Source organism: Streptomyces sp. NBC_01410 (genome assembly GCF_045040195.1).
Taxonomy (GTDB): Bacteria; Actinomycetota; Actinomycetes; order Streptomycetales; family Streptomycetaceae; genus Streptomyces.
This window is the reverse complement of sequence record NZ_CP109530.1, coordinates 1,358,325-1,377,437: the sequence shown is the minus strand read 5'-3', so window position 1 is coordinate 1,377,437 and position 19,113 is coordinate 1,358,325. Positions and strand designations below refer to the sequence as shown.

General features: G+C 71.7%; 16 protein-coding genes and 1 pseudogene. 5 read left to right on the top strand and 12 right to left on the bottom strand.

The window, feature by feature from the left end; all coding sequences use genetic code 11:
- Window positions 1-4 precede the first annotated feature (4 nt).
- Window positions 5-2,077 (bottom strand): DUF4139 domain-containing protein, encoded by a 2,073-nt coding sequence (locus OG741_RS06345; RefSeq protein ID WP_405595836.1) that lies wholly within the window; start codon window positions 2,075-2,077, stop codon window positions 5-7.
- 109 nt (window positions 2,078-2,186) lie between these two features.
- On the opposite strand from OG741_RS06345, the gene OG741_RS06340 reads away from it, so the two are divergent.
- Entirely contained in the window at window positions 2,187-2,729 is a 543-nt protein-coding gene (locus tag OG741_RS06340; RefSeq protein ID WP_405595835.1) for an FABP family protein, read from the top strand.
- Between the two features lie 14 nt (window positions 2,730-2,743).
- Here OG741_RS06340 and OG741_RS06335 read toward each other — a convergent pair.
- The 8 genes and pseudogenes from OG741_RS06335 to OG741_RS06300 form a co-directional block, all read right to left on the bottom strand.
- Window positions 2,744-3,194 (bottom strand): annotated as a pseudogene (locus OG741_RS06335) (SDR family oxidoreductase); the annotation flags it as partial.
- Window positions 3,195-3,238: 44 nt separating this feature from the next.
- Complete coding sequence (locus OG741_RS06330) at window positions 3,239-3,424, bottom strand: hypothetical protein (RefSeq protein WP_405595834.1); 186 nt, start codon at window positions 3,422-3,424, stop codon at window positions 3,239-3,241.
- A 103-nt stretch (window positions 3,425-3,527) separates the two neighbouring features.
- Window positions 3,528-4,280 (bottom strand): hypothetical protein, encoded by a 753-nt coding sequence (locus OG741_RS06325; protein WP_405595833.1) that lies wholly within the window; start codon window positions 4,278-4,280, stop codon window positions 3,528-3,530.
- Between the two features lie 69 nt (window positions 4,281-4,349).
- Window positions 4,350-5,108, bottom strand: coding sequence for a hypothetical protein (locus tag OG741_RS06320; protein ID WP_405595832.1), 759 nt, complete (start codon window positions 5,106-5,108; stop codon window positions 4,350-4,352).
- A 13-nt stretch (window positions 5,109-5,121) separates the two neighbouring features.
- A complete protein-coding gene (locus OG741_RS06315) occupies window positions 5,122-9,870 on the bottom strand; it encodes a putative T7SS-secreted protein (protein WP_405595831.1) in 4,749 nt (1,582 codons plus the stop codon).
- Between the two features lie 2 nt (window positions 9,871-9,872).
- Window positions 9,873-10,529: a hypothetical protein gene (locus OG741_RS06310; RefSeq protein WP_405595830.1), complete on the bottom strand. Its 657-nt coding sequence runs from the start codon at window positions 10,527-10,529 to the stop codon at window positions 9,873-9,875.
- Entirely contained in the window at window positions 10,519-10,983 is a 465-nt protein-coding gene (locus OG741_RS06305) for a hypothetical protein (protein WP_405595829.1), read from the bottom strand. The genes OG741_RS06310 and OG741_RS06305 overlap by 11 nt, the downstream gene beginning before the upstream one ends.
- 130 nt (window positions 10,984-11,113) lie before the next feature.
- Entirely contained in the window at window positions 11,114-11,575 is a 462-nt protein-coding gene (locus OG741_RS06300; protein ID WP_405595828.1) for a MarR family winged helix-turn-helix transcriptional regulator, read from the bottom strand.
- A gap of 96 nt (window positions 11,576-11,671) precedes the next feature.
- Here OG741_RS06300 and OG741_RS06295 point away from each other — a divergent pair, with 96 nt between their 5' ends.
- Complete coding sequence (locus OG741_RS06295) at window positions 11,672-12,511, top strand: SDR family oxidoreductase (protein WP_405595827.1); 840 nt, start codon at window positions 11,672-11,674, stop codon at window positions 12,509-12,511.
- Window positions 12,512-12,523: 12 nt separating this feature from the next.
- Here OG741_RS06295 and OG741_RS06290 read toward each other — a convergent pair whose 3' ends face one another.
- Both OG741_RS06290 and OG741_RS06285 read right to left on the bottom strand, forming a co-directional pair.
- Window positions 12,524-13,213 (bottom strand): HAD family hydrolase, encoded by a 690-nt coding sequence (locus OG741_RS06290; RefSeq protein ID WP_405595826.1) that lies wholly within the window; start codon window positions 13,211-13,213, stop codon window positions 12,524-12,526.
- 25 nt (window positions 13,214-13,238) lie between these two features.
- Complete coding sequence (locus OG741_RS06285) at window positions 13,239-13,721, bottom strand: Lrp/AsnC family transcriptional regulator (protein WP_405595825.1); 483 nt, start codon at window positions 13,719-13,721, stop codon at window positions 13,239-13,241.
- Between the two features lie 258 nt (window positions 13,722-13,979).
- Between OG741_RS06285 and OG741_RS06280 the strand changes: the two genes are divergently transcribed.
- The 3 genes from OG741_RS06280 (at window position 13,980) to OG741_RS06270 (ending at window position 18,024) form a co-directional block, all read left to right on the top strand.
- Window positions 13,980-15,482, top strand: a complete 1,503-nt coding sequence (locus OG741_RS06280) for an FUSC family protein (protein ID WP_405605428.1) — start codon at window positions 13,980-13,982, stop codon at window positions 15,480-15,482.
- 231 nt (window positions 15,483-15,713) lie between these two features.
- The gene (locus OG741_RS06275) at window positions 15,714-16,853 is read left to right on the top strand and encodes a nitric oxide synthase oxygenase (protein WP_405595824.1); all 1,140 of its coding nucleotides are present in this window, start codon (window positions 15,714-15,716) and stop codon (window positions 16,851-16,853) included.
- 121 nt (window positions 16,854-16,974) lie between these two features.
- The gene (locus tag OG741_RS06270) at window positions 16,975-18,024 is read left to right on the top strand and encodes a lactonase family protein (protein ID WP_405595823.1); all 1,050 of its coding nucleotides are present in this window, start codon (window positions 16,975-16,977) and stop codon (window positions 18,022-18,024) included.
- A gap of 120 nt (window positions 18,025-18,144) precedes the next feature.
- Here OG741_RS06270 and OG741_RS06265 read toward each other — a convergent pair whose 3' ends face one another.
- Window positions 18,145-19,062: a sirohydrochlorin chelatase gene (locus OG741_RS06265; RefSeq protein ID WP_405595822.1), complete on the bottom strand. Its 918-nt coding sequence runs from the start codon at window positions 19,060-19,062 to the stop codon at window positions 18,145-18,147.
- Window positions 19,063-19,113: the final 51 nt, after the last annotated feature.

Genomic DNA, 19,113 nt, shown 5'->3' with positions numbered 1-19,113 from the left:
TGTGTCAGCTCCTGCGGTTGCCGCCGACCAGGGCCTTGCTGGTCGGGATGCGGATCTCGTAGCCGCCGTCGAGAGCGGCAGTGGCGCCTGCGGGCAGGTCCAGCCGCCAGACGCGGGTGCCCGGCGCATGGCGATCGGGCCCCGTGCCTTCCTCGGGTGCCGTCCAGTCGGCCCGTTCCTCGATCCGGACGTCCGGATCGGAGGTGACCGGCACCCGCTCGCGGACTTCGACGGTGACGGGTCTCGCGAGCCGGTTGGCCAGCTCCACGTGGACACGGTGGTCGAGCACGGTGGTGTTGTTGCGCAGGCCCGAGGTCGACTCGTGCAGGTTCGTACGCCGGGTGACCCGGATGCCCTCGGCCGGCCCGAGCCCCACCCGGCGGACACCGCCGGGGGCGAGCGTGGGCAGTGCGGCGGTCAGCAGGAAGTCGTCGTCGACGGTGACCTCCACCGGTCCGGCCAGCAGTGCTTGGTCGGTGGCGTTGGAGAGCACCAACGTCGCGTACACGGTCTGCTCCACGGACGGCACGCAGAGGTACTCGGTACGCAGGCCGACCGGGATCTCGCCGACGGTGACGGTGTGCCAGGTGCCGTCCGACGGAATGTCGGCGCGGGCGGTGGCATCGAAGCGGTGGTCGAAGGAACCCGCCGACTCGCGGGGCCGCACGGCCTGTCCGGGCAGCGGCAGCGCGGCCACCGCTTCGGCGCGGCGGCGGTACTCGGCCGCCACCGGGTCGAAGGGAGAGCCGGGAAACAGCCGGCCTCTCCGACCGCCCTGCTCGTCGGGCCCGCACAGGACAAGGGCGGCATAGTCGAGCTCGGCGCCGCTCGGCTGCGGCGGAGCGGCTATCGGTGCCGGAGGGGGTGGCGGCGGCGCGGCCGCGCCGGGAGCCACGGGTGCCATGGGAGCGGGGGCCCCGGCGAAGGATCCGCCGGCGGCACCCTGCCTGCCGGCCCCTCGCGACCGGGCCGGCTGCGCAAGGTCGGGCATGCCGCCGCCGAAGGCCTCCGGGGGAGGGCCGTACGCGCCGCCGGGCACCGGGAGCGCCGAGGGCGGTCCGCCGTAACTCTGCGGTGCCGGCGGGGGAGGGGGCGGTGGCGGCACGGGACCGGGCGCGGAGCCTGCCCCGACGGCCCCGGGTCCGGCGATCGGGGCGGGGCGAGGGCCTGCCGCGTCGTAGGCGGCGAACAGGTCGGCGAGACCCGCCGGGGGCTCGCGCCAGCCGGACGGCGCGGGGGCGGGCTGACGGCGTCCGATGCGGACCGAGCGGAGCCTCGGCAGGTCGGTGCGGCGCCGAAGATCGGCGGTGGCCAGGGCGATGCGTACGCCGGCCCAGTCCTCGCCGGTCCGCTGGGCGACCGAGGCGCGCAGCACCAGACGGCCGCTGCCGTCGCCCTGACGGTGAGTGAGACGGTATGTCGGCACCCAGACGGCACCCGGAACCCCGTACTCCAGCTCAACCTCCGTGGCACCGGTGCCGTCGAGGGTCAGGACTGCGCAGACCGTGGTCTCCACATGCGCCGGCGGTGCGTCGGTGGAGGCGCGGGAGAGCCTGTCGGCGGCGCCGGTGAGCTCGTGCTCGACGTTGCGAAGCGCCTCCTCCAGCTCGACGAGGCGGGTGTGCAGTCCCGTCAGCCGCTCGTCGACGAAGTCGGCGAGCTCCAGCCACGCGTCGACCGGGGTGCGGCGGTGCGGGTCCTCGCGCTTGCGGGCAGGCGGAACCGGGTGGAGAGCCCTGACCTCCTCGATCAGACTCAGCTGCCGGTCCCGGCGCCCCTCGGTCGCCGCGTACTCGTCGCGCAGCCGCTCGACCTCGCGTCGCAACGCGTCGGGCGTCCCCGTCGCGAGCGGCTCGGCCTCGACTTCCACCCGGGCCTCGGTGACGCGCACCCCGGAGGCGCCCACGGCACGGGCCCGCAGCGAACCCGGGTCCAGCGAGCGGGGCAGTCCCGTCACCCGCACCCGGCCGTCGGGCGGCACGGTGCCCCGGGTCAGACGGCGGCAGACCGCGCCCTGCGCGTACACCACGACCGAATCGAGGGTCGACCCCCACCTGTGTGCCGGCTCAGCCGTCATGTACTTCGCCCCCGCGCCGCGTTGATGCTGAGCGAAGCCTACGCTCGGCCGGTTGGTGCGTCCGCCTAAGCTGCCATCCGGCACCGGCCGCGACCCAGGAGCGCACATCATGTCCGACCCCGCCCAGAAGCCCCCGTATCCCGACGCCCTGCGCCTGGACGACTCACCCGCACCGCACGCACTGCTCGCACCGGTGACCGGGCTGCTGGGCACCTGGACCGGCCGGGGCCGGGGCGGATATCCGACGCTCGACGAGGAGTTCACGTACGCGCAGGAGGTCACCTTCAGCCACGACGGGCGGCCGTTCCTCCACTACGAGGCGCGCGCCTGGCTGCTCGACGCGGACGGTACCCCGCTGCGGCCGTCGGCCCGAGAGAGCGGCTGGTGGCGGCTCCAACCCGACGGACGTGTCGAGGCGTTGATCACCCAGCCCACCGGCATCGCGGAGATCCTGGTCGGCAGTGCCGTCCCCGGCACGGTCGACCTCACCAGCCACGAGGTGGCTCTCACGCCCACGGCCAAGAAGGTGAACGCCACCCGCCGCCGCTACACGGTGACGGACGAGGACACGCTCGACTTCGTCCACGACCTCGCGGCGGTCGGTCAGCCCCTGCAGCACCACCTTTCGGCACGGCTTCGACGGAACCCCTGACCGGCCGTCAGGCGTCAGGCGTGCGGTGCTCGCGGCTCGATCCGGAAGTCGAAGGCGCATGCCGGGGGCGAGGGCGGTCACACCGCCGTCAACCGTGAGCACGGCTCCGTTGACGAAGGAGGAGGCGGGCGAGAGCAGCCAGGCGACGGCCTCGGCGACCTCACGCGGCTCACCGGGACGCCCGGCGGGCAGGACGCGGGTGACCTCTTCGTACGCCGCGTCGACACCGCCCTCACCCAGGCCGGCCTCGTCCGCGAACCGGCTCATCCGGCGGTCCGCCATGTCGGTGCGCACCCAGCTCGGGCACACCGTGTTGGCGCGCAGCCCGGCGGGCCCGTAGTCGACCGCGAGCGAGCGACAGAGCTGGAGCAGCGCCGCCTTGGAGGTCGTGTAGGCGGCATTGCCCACGCCGTTGCGGAGGGCGGACACCGAGGCGACCGCGACCACCGTGCCCCGGGTGTCGAGCGGGGAAGCGCGGCGCGCAGCAGAATGGAGCGGATTCCGATGGATTACGGCCGCTGTTCGGTCGGTTGACCGGCGTAGTCCTCGGCCAGGTCGCCGATGAGCGCGAGCAGGGCGTCGATCCGGTGCCGGTCCTCCGGCTGGTTCCGCAGCTTGCGGTCGAGTGCCTGGAGAGAGGCGAGGGCGGACGGTTCGCGGCGCCTCACCTCGTCGAGCAGGGGGCCGGTGATCAAGTAATCTGTACTGCGGGAGCCATGTAGCCGTTCTTGGTCGGAATCTCGCCCTCCACCACGTCCGTGTGCGTTATCGGTTTGCCGAGCACTGTCCGGCGTGCTGTCACCAATTCCCGTAGATGTCCACCAAATTGGCGATCATCTCGCGCAGGGTGTCGGCCCGGTGCCGGTCCTCGCACTGATCGCGTAGGGCTTCGTCGGCGGCCCGCAGCCGGGCCAGGGCGGCCGGCTCCCGGTCCTCCACGTCGTAGATCACTGGATCGGTGACCAGGTTTAGGCACTCGGTGAGCAGCTGACGGGTGGCAGGGGACGGCGGGTTGGGGTCGGGGTCGGTGTATGGGGTGGTCAGGTATTGGGCGGGGTCGGTGAGGCTCCAGCCGACGACGGTGCCGTGCTGGACGAGGAGTGCCACGCCGCGGGCGATGCCGATGCGGGCCTCCAGCGGCTCGTCGAGGACGTCGAGGTGACGCAGACAGGTCAGCACGGTGTCCCCGGGCACGCGACACAGCACCGGACACATCTCGTGCCGGAAGTCCTGGACCTCGTCCGCGCGGAGCCCGCCGGGGCGGAGCGCGGGCATGACGGGAACGCGGTGGGAGGTCTCGCAGCTAGGGCACCCGTAAGGCAGCTGGAATTCGGCCCCGACCAGTTTCCGGCTGTCCGGGTCGAACCGGAGGATGTCAGGGGTGTCCCACATAAAGTGCTTGCTGCCGAAGGTGTCCAGGACGAACCGCTCACGCTCCTTCACGTCCACGTACTGCACAACATCCACGGAGTCGCCTGTGAAGCGGGGGGCGATGTGCAGCGGATCATGCGTCACCGTTGCGCGCCAGTCTCCGTCGAACGTCAGCTGCATGGTCGTTCTTGCCTCATCTGATCTGTGTTGCCGGGGCCTGGAAGCCTCCTTGACGTTCCCGGCCGACCGTCACCAGTCCCCGTAATCCTCCACCAAGTCGGCGATCTTGACGGTCAGGGCGTCGATTCGGTGCCGGTCCTCGCGCTGGTTTCGCAGGCTGTGATCGAGTGCCCGGAGGCTGGCCAGGGCGGCCGGGTCCCGATCCCTCACCTCGTCGAGCAGGGGGCCGGTGATCAGGTCCAGACATTCGGTGAGAAGGAGCCGGGTGGCCGGGGCGGGGGGAGCCGGGTCGGCGGCGGCGAAGCCGGTGGTCAGGTACCGCACGGGGTCGGTGAGGCTCCAGCCGACGACGGTTCCGTGCTGGACGAGGAGTGCCACGTCGGGGGCGATGCCGATGCGGGCTTCCAGTGGCTCGTCGAGGACGTCGAGGTCGCGCAGACAGGTCAGCACGGCATCCCCGGGAGCGCGGCAGAGCTCTGTGGTCACCTCCAGGCGGCAGTCCCGGGCCTCGTCCGCGCGGAGTCCGCCCGGGTGGACGAGGGGCGTGGCGGGAACGCGGGCAGAGTCCTCGGCATCGGCGGCCTCACCGGCGATCGCAAACTCGGCGCCGACCAGTTCCCGGCCCGCCGGATCGAACCGGAGCTCGTCAGGCGTGTCCCAGAGCCACGGCTGACTGCCGAAGGTGTCCAGAAGGAACTGCCCGCGTTCCTCGACGTTTGCGTACGTTGCGATGCGCAGACGAAAGTCCCAAAAATCGAAACGCGGCGTGATGTGCAGCGGATCGTCCGTCACCGTCGCGGTCCAGTCGTCGTCGATGGTGAGTTTCATGGTGAATGCCACCTCATCTGACCTGCACTGCGGGAGCCATGTAGCCGTTCTTGGCTGGAATCTTGCCCTCCACCACGTCTGCGTGCGTAATCGGTTTACCTGGATCGGTGGGCAAGCCGCCCAGTGCCTCGGCCCCGGAGGGACCCTTGATGCCGGACGAACCGTATGCCGTGATGACATTGCCTGGCGCGGTCTTGTCAGCCCGGACCACCACGATGTCCTCTCCCTGACGGAAGATCAATTTTCCGCCGCCCGCCGTCGAGTGGTACACCGCGTCCGGCTTCTTGAGGACCTCCATGACCATGTCCTCAGTGAAGCCGTGGTCGTGCGCGTGGTAGTTGGAGGCCTTCTTCAACTTTCCTGCCTGCGCCCGCTCGACGACATCGTCTATGTCCTTCTGTACCTTCTCCTCCTTCGTGTACTTGGGCATGAGGCCCAGCGGGTCGCACCCGCTGTGCGGGTTGTCCACGTACGCGAGGGGGTTGGGAGCGGGAGCCAGGCCGAGGGGGTCCGGGGAGGTGTAGCGGCCGGTTTCCGGGTCGTAGTGGCGGAAGTAGTTGTAGTGGAGGCCGGTCTCGGGGTCGAAGTACTGGCCAGGGAAGCGGAGCGGGGTGTACGTGCTGCTGTCGCGGGCCCAGGCGGTGGTGCCCCACAGGGTGGCCCGGGAGCGCCACGCGATGTCGCCGGACTCGTCGATCAGTTCGGTGGGAGTGCCGATGAGGTCCGTGGCGATGGCGAAGAAGCGGCGGTCGATCTCCTCCTGGTGTGCGTCGGCCGTGAGGATGCGTTCGGTCTGGGCCAGGGGGACGTCGAAACGGTGGTCCCAGGTGAGGGCGACCGCGTGCGGGAGGTCCGGCTGGTGGCTGGTCTGTTCGCACAAGGTCAGGCCGTCCCAGGTGAAACGGACCTCCTCGACCACACTCTCGCCGTCGGCCGCCAGGCGCTGCTTCGCGGTGCGACGGCCGAGCGGGTCGTAGCGGTACCTCCAGCGGGTCCCGTCGGGGGTGGTGACGGAGGTGAGGCGGTTCTCCGTGTCCCACGCGTAGCGCCAGGTGTCGGGCTTGCGGGAGAGGCGGGTCTTCTGGCGCAGGGTGACCCGGCCGAGGGCGTCGTGCTCGAAGCGAACGCCACCGGCCCGGGTGAGGGCGGTGCCGGTGTAGGCGCGTGGTCCGGTGGCCTCGCTGCCGGGGTGGCCGGACGGCCAGGACGCCGAGGACTGGTTGCCGACGTCGTCGTAGGCGTACCGCTCCGTCCAGCCCTGGGCATGGACGGCGGTGACCCGGCCCGCACGGTCGAGATCGAAGGTGCGGGTGCCCGACAGCCGATCCGCGACGGATATGAGATGACCGTCGGCACGGTAGGCGTAGGCGCGGCTGTTGACGGCGCGCGCTCCGGTGGTGATGTGCTGCGCGGCGAGCCGTCCGGCCTCGTCCCAGGCGGAGGTCATCGTGATCGCGTCGCCGAAGACACGGGCCAGCTCGCGTCCGGCGGCGTCGTGGGTGAACTCGACGCGGTGGCCGCCGGTGGTGAGGCGGTGGGCCTGCCCGTCGGCGCCGTAGGCGTAGGAGGTGACGTGACCCGTGGGTGTGGTGCGGCGTGTACGGCGCCCCAGGACGTCGTACGCGTACATGATGGGGCGGCCGTCGACCAGCTCCGTCTTGGTGAGCCCGCGACGGTCGTACTGGTACCGCAGCTCGCTGTCCGGTCCGGTCGCCTCCAGCAGGCGCCCGGCCCTGTCGTAGGCGTAGGTCGTCACCTGGCCGTCGACGTCCTTGGCGAGCACCTGGCCGAGCTGGTCACGCTCGAACGCAATGGTCCCGCCGAGCGCGTCGACGCGGGCGGCCAGCCGGCCCGCGGCGTCCAGCCGGTAGGTGAGGGTGCGTCCGTCGAAATCGGTCTCGGAGACGATGTTGTCGGCACCGTCGTACTCGTAGGTCCAGGTCAGACCTTGCGGGTTGGTGACGCGGGTGAGGCGCAGCCCGGCGTCGTGCTCGAACTCGTAGCGCGCGCCGTCCGGTCCGGTGCGGGCGACCGGCAGGTCGCAGTGGGTGTACTCGAAGCGGGAGACCCCACCGGAGGCGTCGGTGCGGGTGAGCAGGTTGCCCTCGCCGTCGTAGCTCCATGACTCCACCGCGCCGTCGGGGCCGGTGCGCCGGGCGAGCTGTCCGTCGGCGTGCCATTCCAGGCGGGTGACGCCGCCCATCGGATCGGTGATGCGGACCGGCCTGCCGAGGGCGTCGCGCTCCGTGCGGGTGATGGCGCCGGCGGGGTCGGTCACCTCCACGGGCAGCCCCACCCCGTCGCACACCACGCGTGTTGTGGCCCCGAGGGCGTCGGTGACCGAGGTGAGCCGGCCGCCGTGGTCGTAGGTGTAGCGGGTGGTGGTGCCGGCCGGGTCGGTGACCGCCGTGCGGTTGCCGCGTTCGTCGAACTCATGGACCGTACGGGCGCCGTCCGGCCCGAAGACCTCCACCGGCAGGCCGAACAGGCCGCGCACGGTGCGCAGTTCGCTCCCGTCGGGGCGGATGGCGGAGATGAGCCGATCGTCCTCGTCGTACGCGAAGGCGGTGGTGAGGCCCAGCGGGTCGGTGCGGGTCATGAGGTTGCCGCGCGGGTCGTAGCTGAACCGGGTGGTGTGGCCGAGCGGGTCGGTGATGGCCAGGAGACGGCAGCCGGGGCCGAACAGGTGGCGGGTCGGGTGCCCGTCGGCGGTGGTGAGCGTGGTGGTGTGGTGGCCGGTCTCGGGGTCCGGGTCGGTGTAGGCCAGGGTGATCTGGATGTGGCCGGCCTCGCCGCCCTCCGCAACGACGCGGTCGCGGTCGTCGTAGACGTAGTCGTAGCGGCTTCGGTTGGAGTCGATCCAGGCGATGACGCGGCGGCGGTCGTCGTACACGAAGGTGGTGGTGGCGCCGGACGGCTTGGTGGCGGCGGTCAGATCGCCGTCCTGGTAGCCGTAGCTCATCAAGGGCAGGTCCGCGCCGTCCTCGCCCGCGCCGGCCAAGGACAGGGCGGTGACCAGGCCGTCGGCGACGGACAGCTTCACCTGATGGCCCGCCGAGTGGACCAGGGCCAGCGGCACTCCGTCCTCGGTGCGGTCGACGGTGAGGGAGTGGCCGTTGCGTTCGGTGACTCCGGACAGCCAGGCGTCGCCGTCGCCCCCCGGCTCGCTGCCGGCCGGGGCGGTGAAGTGGAAGGTGAGGCCGCTGTCGGGGTCGGTGACCGTGTAGTCGCCGTCGGCGTCGCGGGCCAGCAGGGTGTGGGCCCTGCCCGTCTCCGGCCGGGTGGGCGCGCCGGGCACCGGGTGCGGGTACGGGATCAGGAGCCCGTCGGCGGTGACGTGGACGACGCCGACGGCGTCGATCTCCAGACGCTCGTCGACGGTGGACGTCCAGGCGGCACCCAGGAAGCGGCCGACCGCGCAGCCGGACTCGGTGCGGCGTGTGAAGACCAGCGGCAGGATGCCGGGCAGTTCGATGTCGGTCTGGGGCAGGAACATCCGGCCCGTCGCGAGGTCCACCGGGTCGCCGCCTGCTTTGCGGTCGCCGTCCGGGGTGTTGTGGGTGCCGTCCGGGGCGTTGTCGACCAGCTTGCGGGCCTTCGCGGCGTCGGCCATGTCCGCGGCGATGCGTATGCCCTTCACCGCGGCGCCGCCTCCGCCGGTGGCCACGGTCAGAGCGGCGTCGGGCAGCAGACGGCCCAAGCCCTCGTACGGGTCCTTCATGAAGTCGCTGATCATCTGGCGGCCGGTGCCGATCGGGTCGTTGGCGGCGACCACCAGCCCCGCGGCCAGGCTGTTGAGGGAGGTGGCGTACTCGGCCGGGTGCGTGATGTTGTACGCGTCCAGGGGGTTGATCCCGCGGACGAAGTTCAGGATCCCCGCGGTGCCCTTGACGATGCCGCCGCCGACGTGGTCCCCCATGATCTGCAGTTCCTGGAGCCCGTCGCGCAACTGCTCGGCGTACGACGGCTTCTCCGGGGCCTTGTCGCGGGCGGCGCGGACCGCGGTGCGCGCGGTCTCCGCGGCCGTGTTCCGCTGCTTGCGGGCCTCGGCGAGGATCTCCTGCGCTTCCTGCATCAGCTTCTTGCCGGGGTCGGCGAACGTCGGGGCGGGGCAGGGCGGGAGCGTGGACGGGTTGCGCTGGTCGGCGGGCTGGGCGTTGTAGCGGTCGACCGCGCTGTTGTAGTGGTCGATCTTCTTGCGGTGGGCGTCTGCGGCGTCCGTGGAAGCCTTGGTGCCTTCCTTCCACTTGTCGATCGCCGTCTGTGCCTGCCCTTGCGCCCAGGTGACCGTGCCGGCGAACGCCTCCAGCGCGGAGGCCGCCTTCTCGCAGGCGTCGGCACCGGTGAACCACTTGGGCGGCTGGGTGCGCACGGCGGTCCGCAGGGCCTCGGCCGCCTCGCCCTTGAGCTGGGAGGAGTCGAGTCCCTTGAGACCTTCGCCGGCGTTGTCGAAGGACTTCTGGAAAGCGCGGAGGTTCTTGGCGTTGGAGCGGATCGTGTCCGGACTGCCGTAGATCAGCTTGGTCTTGTCCTCGGTCTGCCCGAGATCCATCTCGTCGACCTCGGCGCCCATCCGATTGGCGACCGAACGGGACTGCTCGCGCACCCAGTCCGCACCGGACTCCCAGCCGACGTCGTCCAGCCGGTCGGCAGTCCAGTTCCCGGCGTCCTCGACCCGGTTGCCGACCCACTCGGTGCCGTCCTCGACCGCGTCCTCGACCGAGTCGGGCGTGATGTCACTGATGAAGTCGCCGATACCCATGCTCAGTTCCCCCCGGACTCACCCTGCTGCTGCGCCTGCTGGGCGCGTTCCTCCGGCGACGGACCGAAGGTGTCGTCCAGCGCCTGGTTCCACTGGTCCTCGGAGATGCCGAACTCGTCGTTGAGCAGCTCCGACTGCCGGCCGCCGTAGCCCTCCGTGAGGACGGTGCGGCCGGTGTCCTTCCACGTCTGTTCCATCTCCTGACCGGCCCGGTCCCACGACTCGGCGCTCCAGTCCGGGTCCAGGTAGTCCGGGGTGAACACGTCGCCCCAGTCCTGCTTCGTGATCTCCTCCTCGGTGGCGTGCGGGTTGCCGCCCATCACGGAATTGACGCCCACCTTCAGTGCGCCCTCGACGTACTGGTCGTGCTCCCACTGGGTGCCCGCCGCCAGGCCGAGGCGGTTCGCGATCGCGCTGGCGTCGCTCACCAGGGCGCGCACGCCCCACTCCCAGCGCTCGCAGAAGTCCTCGAAGTCGACCGAGAGGCCGTGGTGCCCGGCCTCCATCCCGGTCATCGACAGCTCCGAGAAGCCCTTGCCCATCACCGAACCGGTGGCGCCGCCGAGTTCACCGAGCTGGTCGATGGTCGCGCCCACGCCCTGCGTGAACTTCGCGACGGACGCCTTGTCGAAGTTCAGATCCGCCCCGTCACCGCCCATGGCTGCGCCCCTCCTCCGCCTCACCGAAGTCGACGGCGGCCGCGTCCGGGACGATGCCGACGACCGGTGGGAAGAACATCGACCCGTCCTCGGTGGCGATGTCGACGGCGAGGCCGGCAGGCTCGTCCAGAGAGGGCACGACCTCGTCGACGATGCGCGCGCCCAGCAGCGCGGCGTAGTCCATCGGCTGATCACCGGATGCGTGCAGCAGGGCGAACCGGGCCAGTGCGGCCTCGTCGGTGAACCCGCAGATCCACCGCACCCCGCCCGACCGCGCCGACCAGAGGCCTCCGCCGGCCGTCGGCACGAGAAGGACCGAGCGCCGCATCTCACCGACCAGCGCACGAGGGTCACCGACTCCCCTTCTCTGCTCGGCAATTCGCTCGGCGAGCGCTGTCCTTGCCTGCTCCACGGCCCCTCCCCCGTCGTAGGTGACTGATGGACCGTAGATCATGACGCGCGGAATGGCGGGGTCGGTTCTCGTGAGGTCCGCTCGGGGCCGACTGGCCTCAGGGCACGAGGGCCGCCGGCAGGTTGGGTTGAGCTTCCTCGGCTGTTCGGGCGAGCCGGTCCGGCCGTCCTGCTCAGGCGTCCTTGCTGGCCTTGAGCTTCTGCCACACCGTGCTGAGCGCTTCGAGATCCTCCGCGTCGAGGAGGTCGGTGAAGACCGGCGCAAGGCAGGCGCGTCGCGTCGCGTCGGCCTCCTCGAAGAGCCGACGGCCCTCCGATGTGAGCGCCACCTCGACGGAGCGCGCGTCCCGCGGGGACGGGGTGCGGGTGACGAGACCGCGGCTCTGCAGGGCGTCGACCACGCGGGAGACCTGGCTGCGGCTGAGCATGGTGCTGTTGCCCAGTACGGAGGCCGGAACCGGATCCGGGCTGGAGGCGAGCCAGAGCATGACCTCGAACCAGGAGACAGGCAGATCGTGGGCCTTGGTCAGGGCGCGGTCCACACGTTCGGTGAGGACGGTTCCGGCCCAGACGAGGCCATAGAAGGCGTGGTCGGCGACCGGCATCTCTGTCTGGGTGAGCTTCCTTTGTGCCATGGGTCCGATCCTACCTATTGCGTGTGCACACACAGAATGGCTATAGTGTGTGTACACGCACTGAAATTTTCGGCGTCACCGACGAAAGGGCGCACCATGTCTTCCAAGGTTGTTCTGATCACCGGCACCTCCTCCGGCATCGGCCTGGCCACCGCCGTTGCCACGGCCAAGGCCGGCTGGCGGACCGTGGCGACCCTGCGCGACACGGGCCGCGCCGACGCGCTGCGCAAGGCGGCCGCGGACGCGGGGGTCGAGCTCGACATCCGGCAGCTGGACGTCACCGACGAGGCTTCCGTCGCCGCCGCGATCGACGGCGTGATCGGCGACCACGGCCGCCTCGACGCCGTGATCAACAACGCGGGTGCCGGACACCTCGGCACGCTCGAGAACGAGACCGTGGCCGACGTGCGCCGGGTCATGGAGGTCAACTTCTTCGGCGTGCTTCACGTCTCCAAGGCCGCCCTGCCCCACCTGCGCGCGTCCGGCGGCCGGCTGATCACCGTCACCAGTGTGGGCGGGGTCGTCGGGCAGCCGTTCAACGAGGCGTACTGCGCTGCGAAGTTCGCCGTCGAGGGCTACATGGAGAGCCTCGCGCCGGTGGCGGCCAAGCTGGGCGTGACCGTCTCCGTCGTCGAACCCGGAGCCGTGGCCACCGAGTTCGTCAACAACCTCGGTGTCGACCCGGAGGCCGCCGTCGCCGCGGCGGGTCCGTACACCGACGCGCTGCGGGCCTACGTGGACCGCACCGTCTCGCAGTTCCTCAGCGGCGCGCAGACCCCGGCCGAGGTCGCGGAAAGCGTCATGGAGACGCTTGTGGCGGACCGGCCCGCGTTCCGTGTCCAGACGTCCGACTGGGCCCGCGCCTTCACCGGCACGAAGCTCGCCGACCTGGACGGCTCGGCCGTGCAGGGCCTCACCGGAGGCTGGGTCGGCTGACTCCGCGCGGCGTCAGGCCCCTGCCGACCGCAGCCAGTTGTACGCCGCCCGCGCACTGAACTCGCCCTGCCCGCCGGCGAAAAGCAGCCCCGCCGCCCCGAAGGCCGGGTCGCCGGCCGTCTCGGGGACGTAGGGAACAGCGATGCAGCGCATGCCCGCCGCATGCGCGGCCGCCGCGCCCGGAGCCGCGTCCTCCAGGACCACGCAGTCGGCGGGAGCGGCACCCAGGCGGCGCGCGGCCTCCACAAACACGTCGGGCTCCGGCTTGCCCCGCGCGACCTCCTCGGCGGAGACGGCCGTGGTGATGAACGCGTCCAGACCGGTGCCCGCCAGGACCGCCTCGATGGCAGCGCGTGAGGAGCCCGAGGCCACCGCCATCGGCACATCCTCCGCGTACAGCAGCTCCACGAACTTCCGCATCTCGGGGAACACGTCCGTCGAGGCCCGGGCCAGCTCCAGATAGTTCCGGTTCTTCCCGGCGAGCAGTTCGTCGACCGGAGCCTCGATCCCGTACTTCCCGCGCAGGATCTCCAGGGTCTCCCGCGTCCCGATGCCGATGAACCGCGTGTGGTGCTCCCAGCTGAAGTCCTTCACGCCGTACTGGGCCAGGAGCCTGCGCCCCGCCTCGTAGTAATTCGGCTCGCTGTCCACGAGTGTTCCGTCGAGATCGAAGATGACCGAGGCGGTGCGCACGATGCCCATGCGCTCCAAGGTGCCAAGGCGTGGCTCACCGTGCCGCGCCGGCCGCCCGGCCCACCGACTCGACCAGCGGCAGCAGCCGGTGCGGCACCCGCTCGCGCAGCGCCATCTCGGTACGCGTGCGCACCACGCCAGGCAGCTGGATGAGCCGCTGGATGACGTCTTCGAGATGACCGTTGTTCCGCGCGGCGACCCTGGTGAGCAGATCCCCGCCGCCGGTGATCGAGAAGGCCTCGATGATCTCGGGTACGGCGGCGAGCGCGTCGCCGACATCGTCCAGATGCCCCTGGGTGACCTCGATATGGACGAACGCGAGCACGGGGTGCCCGAGCGCGGCGGGGGAGAGGTACGGGCCGGTGCCGGTGATCACGCCCTCCCGCTCCATCCGGTCGATCCGGGCCTGGACGGTGCCGCGAGCGATGCCCAGAATGCGGGCGTACTCCCGCACGCTGGTGCGCGGCTGCTCCATCAGCAGCCGCAGGATCCGGGTGTCGAGAGCGTCCACCGCCATGGTCCGCTGGCCTCCCTCTGGTACGGATCTGCCGACTGGAACTGTACCAATGGCCCACCCCGTGGCGGTCGAGTTGAGCCGTTGTCCTTCGTGATGCTTTCCTCTGGGGAGAGACGGCGCCGCGCAGCGCCGGAACGGCGACGGAGCCGGACCGGACCCGCGGCGCCTTTGCCATGTCCGCGGAGCGTGTCCGCGCAGCAAGTCGAACAGCAAGGGGGCGGGACGGCCGCGGTGAAGAGCCTGACCGGTGTGAAGAGGATGTTCGTCGCCCCCGATCCGGGGCGCGTACGGCTGCGCGTCTCGACACGCGCAGTCCTCGGCGTGGGCCTCGCGGTCGCCGCCGCCGAGCTCGCCGGTCTCTCCCTCGCCGCCGCCATCACCGGCGGTCTGGCAGCGATGCTCGCGCTGTTCACCGTCGCCGACACGAGCGTGCGCGGCCAGGCGGTCACCACCGCCCTGCTGCCCGCCGCCGGTTTCCCCGTACTCGCGCTCGCGACGACCCTGCACGATCAGCCGCTGCTGCGCGCCGCCGCCTGGCTCGCGGTGGTCTTCTGCGGCGTCTACGCCAGGCGATGGGGCCCGCGCGGACACGCGCTGGGGATCTTCGCCTTCATGATGTTCTTCGTCACCCAGTTCCTGCACGCGCTCCCGGCCCAGCTTCCTGAGCTGTACGCAGCGGTCGCGCTGGCCGTCACCGCCTCGTCGGCCGTCCGCTTCGGGCTGTGGTGCATCGAGCGGCGTACGCCTCCGCCGGCCGCGCCGACACCGCTCCCCGGCCGCCGACTCGCCCGCCCCACCACCCGCCAGGCCTTCCAGGCGACCTTCGCCTGCGCCGTCGCGCTGGCCGCCGGGCAGCTGATCTCGCCGGACCGCTGGTACTGGGCCGTCGGCACCGCCTGGTGGATCTTCGTCAACACCGCCTCACGCGGCGAGACCCTCGTACGGGGCTTCCGCCGCGTCGTCGGGACCGTCACGGGTATCGCCGCCGGTCTGCTGATCGCCATCCCCCTCGCGGGCGCGCCCGCGCCCACCGCCGCCCTGGTCGCGGTGTGCGTCTTCGGCATCTTCTACACGGCCGCGCCCTCGTACAGCTGGATGATGTTCTTCGTCACCGTCATGGCCGGTCTGCTGTACGGACTCCTCGGCGTCCTGCATCCGGGCCTGCTGCTGCTCCGTCTCCAGGAGACGGCGGTCGGCGCCCTCGGCGCGGCACTTGGTGTCGCGCTGATCCTGCCCTTGACCACGCATGCGGCGACCGACGCCTGGATCCGGCGGGCGCTGAGTTGCGTCCACGGCTGTACCACCGAGGCCGCGCGACGGCTGGCGGGGGACGAGCAGGCCGACCCCGCGCCGCTCGCCGCCGAACTGGAGATGCTGCTGGGGCGCGTACGGCTCTCTCTCGCGCCGCTCGTCCACCCGCTCAGCCCGCTGCGGGCCCGCAAGGCGCGCGCCCGCCAGGTGATCGGGCTGCTCGACGACTGCGCGCGCGAGGTGCGCGGCCTGACCGCTGTGGCCGCCGACCCCGACGCGTCCCACGACGCACGGCTCGCCGCCGCGTGCAGCCGCGTCGAAGCTGCCGTGCACGCCCTGGTGCCGCCAGCCACCCGGCAGACCAAGGTCCACACCCACTGCGTACCGGCGCCGCGGCACCACCCCGGGGCCGAGGCCGCGCTCACGCACCTTGAGGCACTCGAGCAGGCGCTCGGCGAGCTCGACGCGCCCCTGCGTACCTCTCCGCGTGCCCCGCTCGTGCCTGCCTGACCTGGGGAACCGCCACACAGCCCTTGGGCGGGGCACATTCCACCGGCACACACAGGGTAGATCAGTGTGTTCGGGGGGTAACCAGAGCGGCATCCACGTACGTCCTGTGGGACCCAGGGGGTGCGCACCATGCGGAAGTCTCTACTCAGGTATCTGCGCCGGAACGGAGCGCGTGACGGAGCACATAGGCAAAGACCGGAGCCGGCTCCGTCTGTCGCGGCGCACTGCCCGGTGAGCCACACCGAGCCGCCCGCGTCCGCCACGGATACCGAACTGCGCAAGGAGGCCGAGGACTTCATCCAGCTCTTCCACCGGGAGGAGGCAGTGGGGGACCCGGAAGCCCGGATCGCCGCCGTACGGGCCGAGATCGACGAGACCGGCACCTACCGCCACACCCGGGCCGAACTCGTCTACGGCGCGCGGGTGGCCTGGCGCAACAGCAACCGCTGCATCGGCCGCCTGTACTGGCGCTCGCTGCGCATACGCGACCGCCGGCACATCGACGACGCCGACTCCGTGGCACGTGAGTCCGTGGAGCATCTGCGGGTGGCCACCAACGGCGGCCGCATCCGCCCCCTGATAACCGTCTTCGCCCCGGACGCGCCCGACAGGCCCGGACCGCGGATCTGGAACGAGCAGCTCGTGCGGTACGCCGGCTACGCCCCCGCACAGGGGCCCGCCGTCGGCGATCCGCGCAATGCCGGGCTCACCGACTTCGCACTCCGGCTCGGCTGGGCGGGCGGGCCCGGCACACCCTTCGACCTGCTGCCCCTGGTCATCGAGGACGGCGACGGCAAGCCGCGCTTCTTCGAGCTGCCGCGCGACGCCGTGCTCGAAGTGGAGCTGCACCACCCGGAGGAGAGCTGGTACGCGGACCTGGGGCTGCGCTGGCACGCAGTGCCCGCGATCGCGAACATGTGCCTGGAGATCGGCGGGATCTGCTACCCGGCCGCTCCCTTCAACGGCTGGTACATGGGCACCGAGATCGGCGCGCGCAATCTCGCCGACACCGACCGCTACGACCAACTGCCGCGTATCGCCGAACGGCTGGGCTTCGACACCGCCGACGACCGTTCCCTGTGGAAGGACCGGGCGCTGGTCGAGCTGAACCGCGCGGTGCTGCACTCCTTCGACCGCGCGGGAGTCACCGTCACCGACCACCACACGGAATCGCGCCGCTTCCTGGCCCATGTGGACCGCGAGGAGAGCCGCGGCCGCGGCGTGGGCGCCGACTGGTCGTGGATCGTTCCGCCGATGTCGGGCTCCGCGACGCCCGTGTTCCACCGGACCTACGACCCGACGCAGTGGCGTCCCGCCTACGTGCACCACCCGGAGGCGCAGGCGCGCGCCCGCGGCGAAGGGAGCGCGTAGAGGGATTGGTCTAGACCGACTGCTACTGTCGGCCCCGCGGCAAGGTCCGGTCCGGTCGATCGAGCCCGGCAAGATCGGCCGGACAGGACCTGGCGATCAGAGGGCGGAGAGGGGACACGCTGTGGGCGAGGCAAGCGCGGGGCGGGCATTCATCGGGTCGTTCACCTCGGCCGGTGGCCGCGGGATAATCGCGGCCACCGTCGACGGGGAGACGGGCGGGCTGACGGAGACGGGAGTGAGCGACGTCCTCGCCGACCCCTCGTATCTCGCCCTCGCGATCGGGCTCCGCGGTCCGGTCCTCTACGCCGTCTCCGAGACGCAGGAGGGCGCGGTCGCCGCCTTCGACATCGACGGGCCCTTGCCGAGGCCCGTCGGCTCCCGGGTCCCGGTGTGCGGCGAGGGTCCGACGCATCTCGCGCTCGCCGCAGGCCACTTGGTGACCGCCAACTACAGCTCGGGCAGCGTCAGCGTGCTCCCGCTCGGGACCGCCGGGGAGCCGGGCGCGGCCACCGGCGTCCTCCAGCACGAGGGCACGGGCCCCGACCCGGAGCGCCAACGCAGCCCGCACGCCCACCAGGTGCTGCCCGACCCGAGCGGACGATGGGTGCTCGCGGTCGACCTCGGCACCGACAGCGTACGGATCTGCGCACTCGACCCAGGGGCGGGCGAGCTGACGCTCCACGGCGAGACCGCGCTGCGTCCGGGGACGGGGCCGCGCCACCTCGCCTTCCACCCGGCGGGCAGCCACGCCTATGTCCTGAACGAACTGGAGCCGACCCTCACCGTCTGCCGCTGGGACGCGGACGCCGGTGTGCTGGAACCACTCGGCGAGCAGTCCGTGCTGCCGCCCGGCGTGGCAGGGCCCGCCTATCCGTCCGAGGTGGTCGTCTCGCACGACGGGCGCCACCTCTGGACCGCCAACCGCGGCCACGACAGCATCGCCGTCCTCACGCTCGACGAGACACGCGAGCGGGCGGAGCTGGTCACCACCGTGCCGTGCGGCGGGCACTGGCCGCGCGATCTGGCCCTCGACCCCACGGGACGCAGGCTGTACGCCGCCAATGAGCGCTCCGGGGACGTCACCTGGTTCGACATCGACCCGGACACCGGCGTGCCGCACAGGGCGGGCTCCCTGGCCGCCCCTGCGGCTTCCTGCGTGATCTTCGCCTGACCGGTACACGCACCCGGCCTGACCGGTACGGACACCCGCACCGGACGCGTCCTGCCGAAGGGCCCGCACCGTTCGAGTGGTGCGGGCCCTTCGGCGCAGGTACGGCAGACCGCCGGACGGTCAGAGCGAGGGCGAGCCCTGAGGCGGGGCGATGCCCAGCGCCGTCGTGTACTGCGACAGGACCAGCTTGCCGATCGCCGGGTAGGCGCCGAGCGCCTCGGCGGCGGCACAGCCGGCCTCCTTCGCGGCGGCGTCGAGCAGGCCGTCGGACAGCTCGGGACCGACGAGATACGGGGCCAGCGCGAGCTGCGCCGAGCCGGAGCCGCGCAGCTGCTCGGCGATCGCGCCGACCGCGCCCTCCTGGTCGAGCGCGGCAGCCATCACCGGCACCGCGAGGCGCGCGGCCAGCAGCATGCCGGTGATCCCGGCGGCCTGGACGGCCTCCTCGCCGCCGACCGTGGCCAGGATGATGCCGTCGGCGGCGGTGGCCACGGTGAACAGCCGGGCGCGGTCGGCGCGCGCCAGTCCGGCCTCCGAGAGCCGGACGTGCAGGGCCTCGGCGAGCAGCGGGTGCGGGCCGAGGACATCGGTCAGCTCGGCGGCGGAACGGCTGTCCATGACGGCCTGGCGGATCCGGCGCATCAGGGCGTTGTCGGGACCGGCGAGGAGCGGCACCACCACGGCGGCGGGCCCTTCGGGCGCGGCCACTTCACGGCCGGCGGCCGTCGCGATCTCGTAGCGCTCGGTGCGCCGGGCGGCGTTCTGGGCGAGGACGGTCGCGAGCGTGGGGTACTGGGCGTCGTCGCCGTCCAGGTAGCCGATGCCGACATCGAGGCCGGGCAGCTCGGAACGGGCAATGCTTATGACCTCTTCGGCCAGGCTGCGCGTGGCGGGCGCGGGGGCGCCGGGCACGGCGAGAACCAGCGCGGGCGCACCCTCGGGAGCCGCCACGGGTTCCGGGCGGCGGTGCCGCCCTGACTGGCGGGGTCGCGGCATTCGTACAGGCAGGCCGGATGCCGGCCCAGTGGGGGAGCTCATGGCGCCGCATGCTACTGGTTTTGTGTGCTCCTCCGTTCGGGGAGGGGGCAG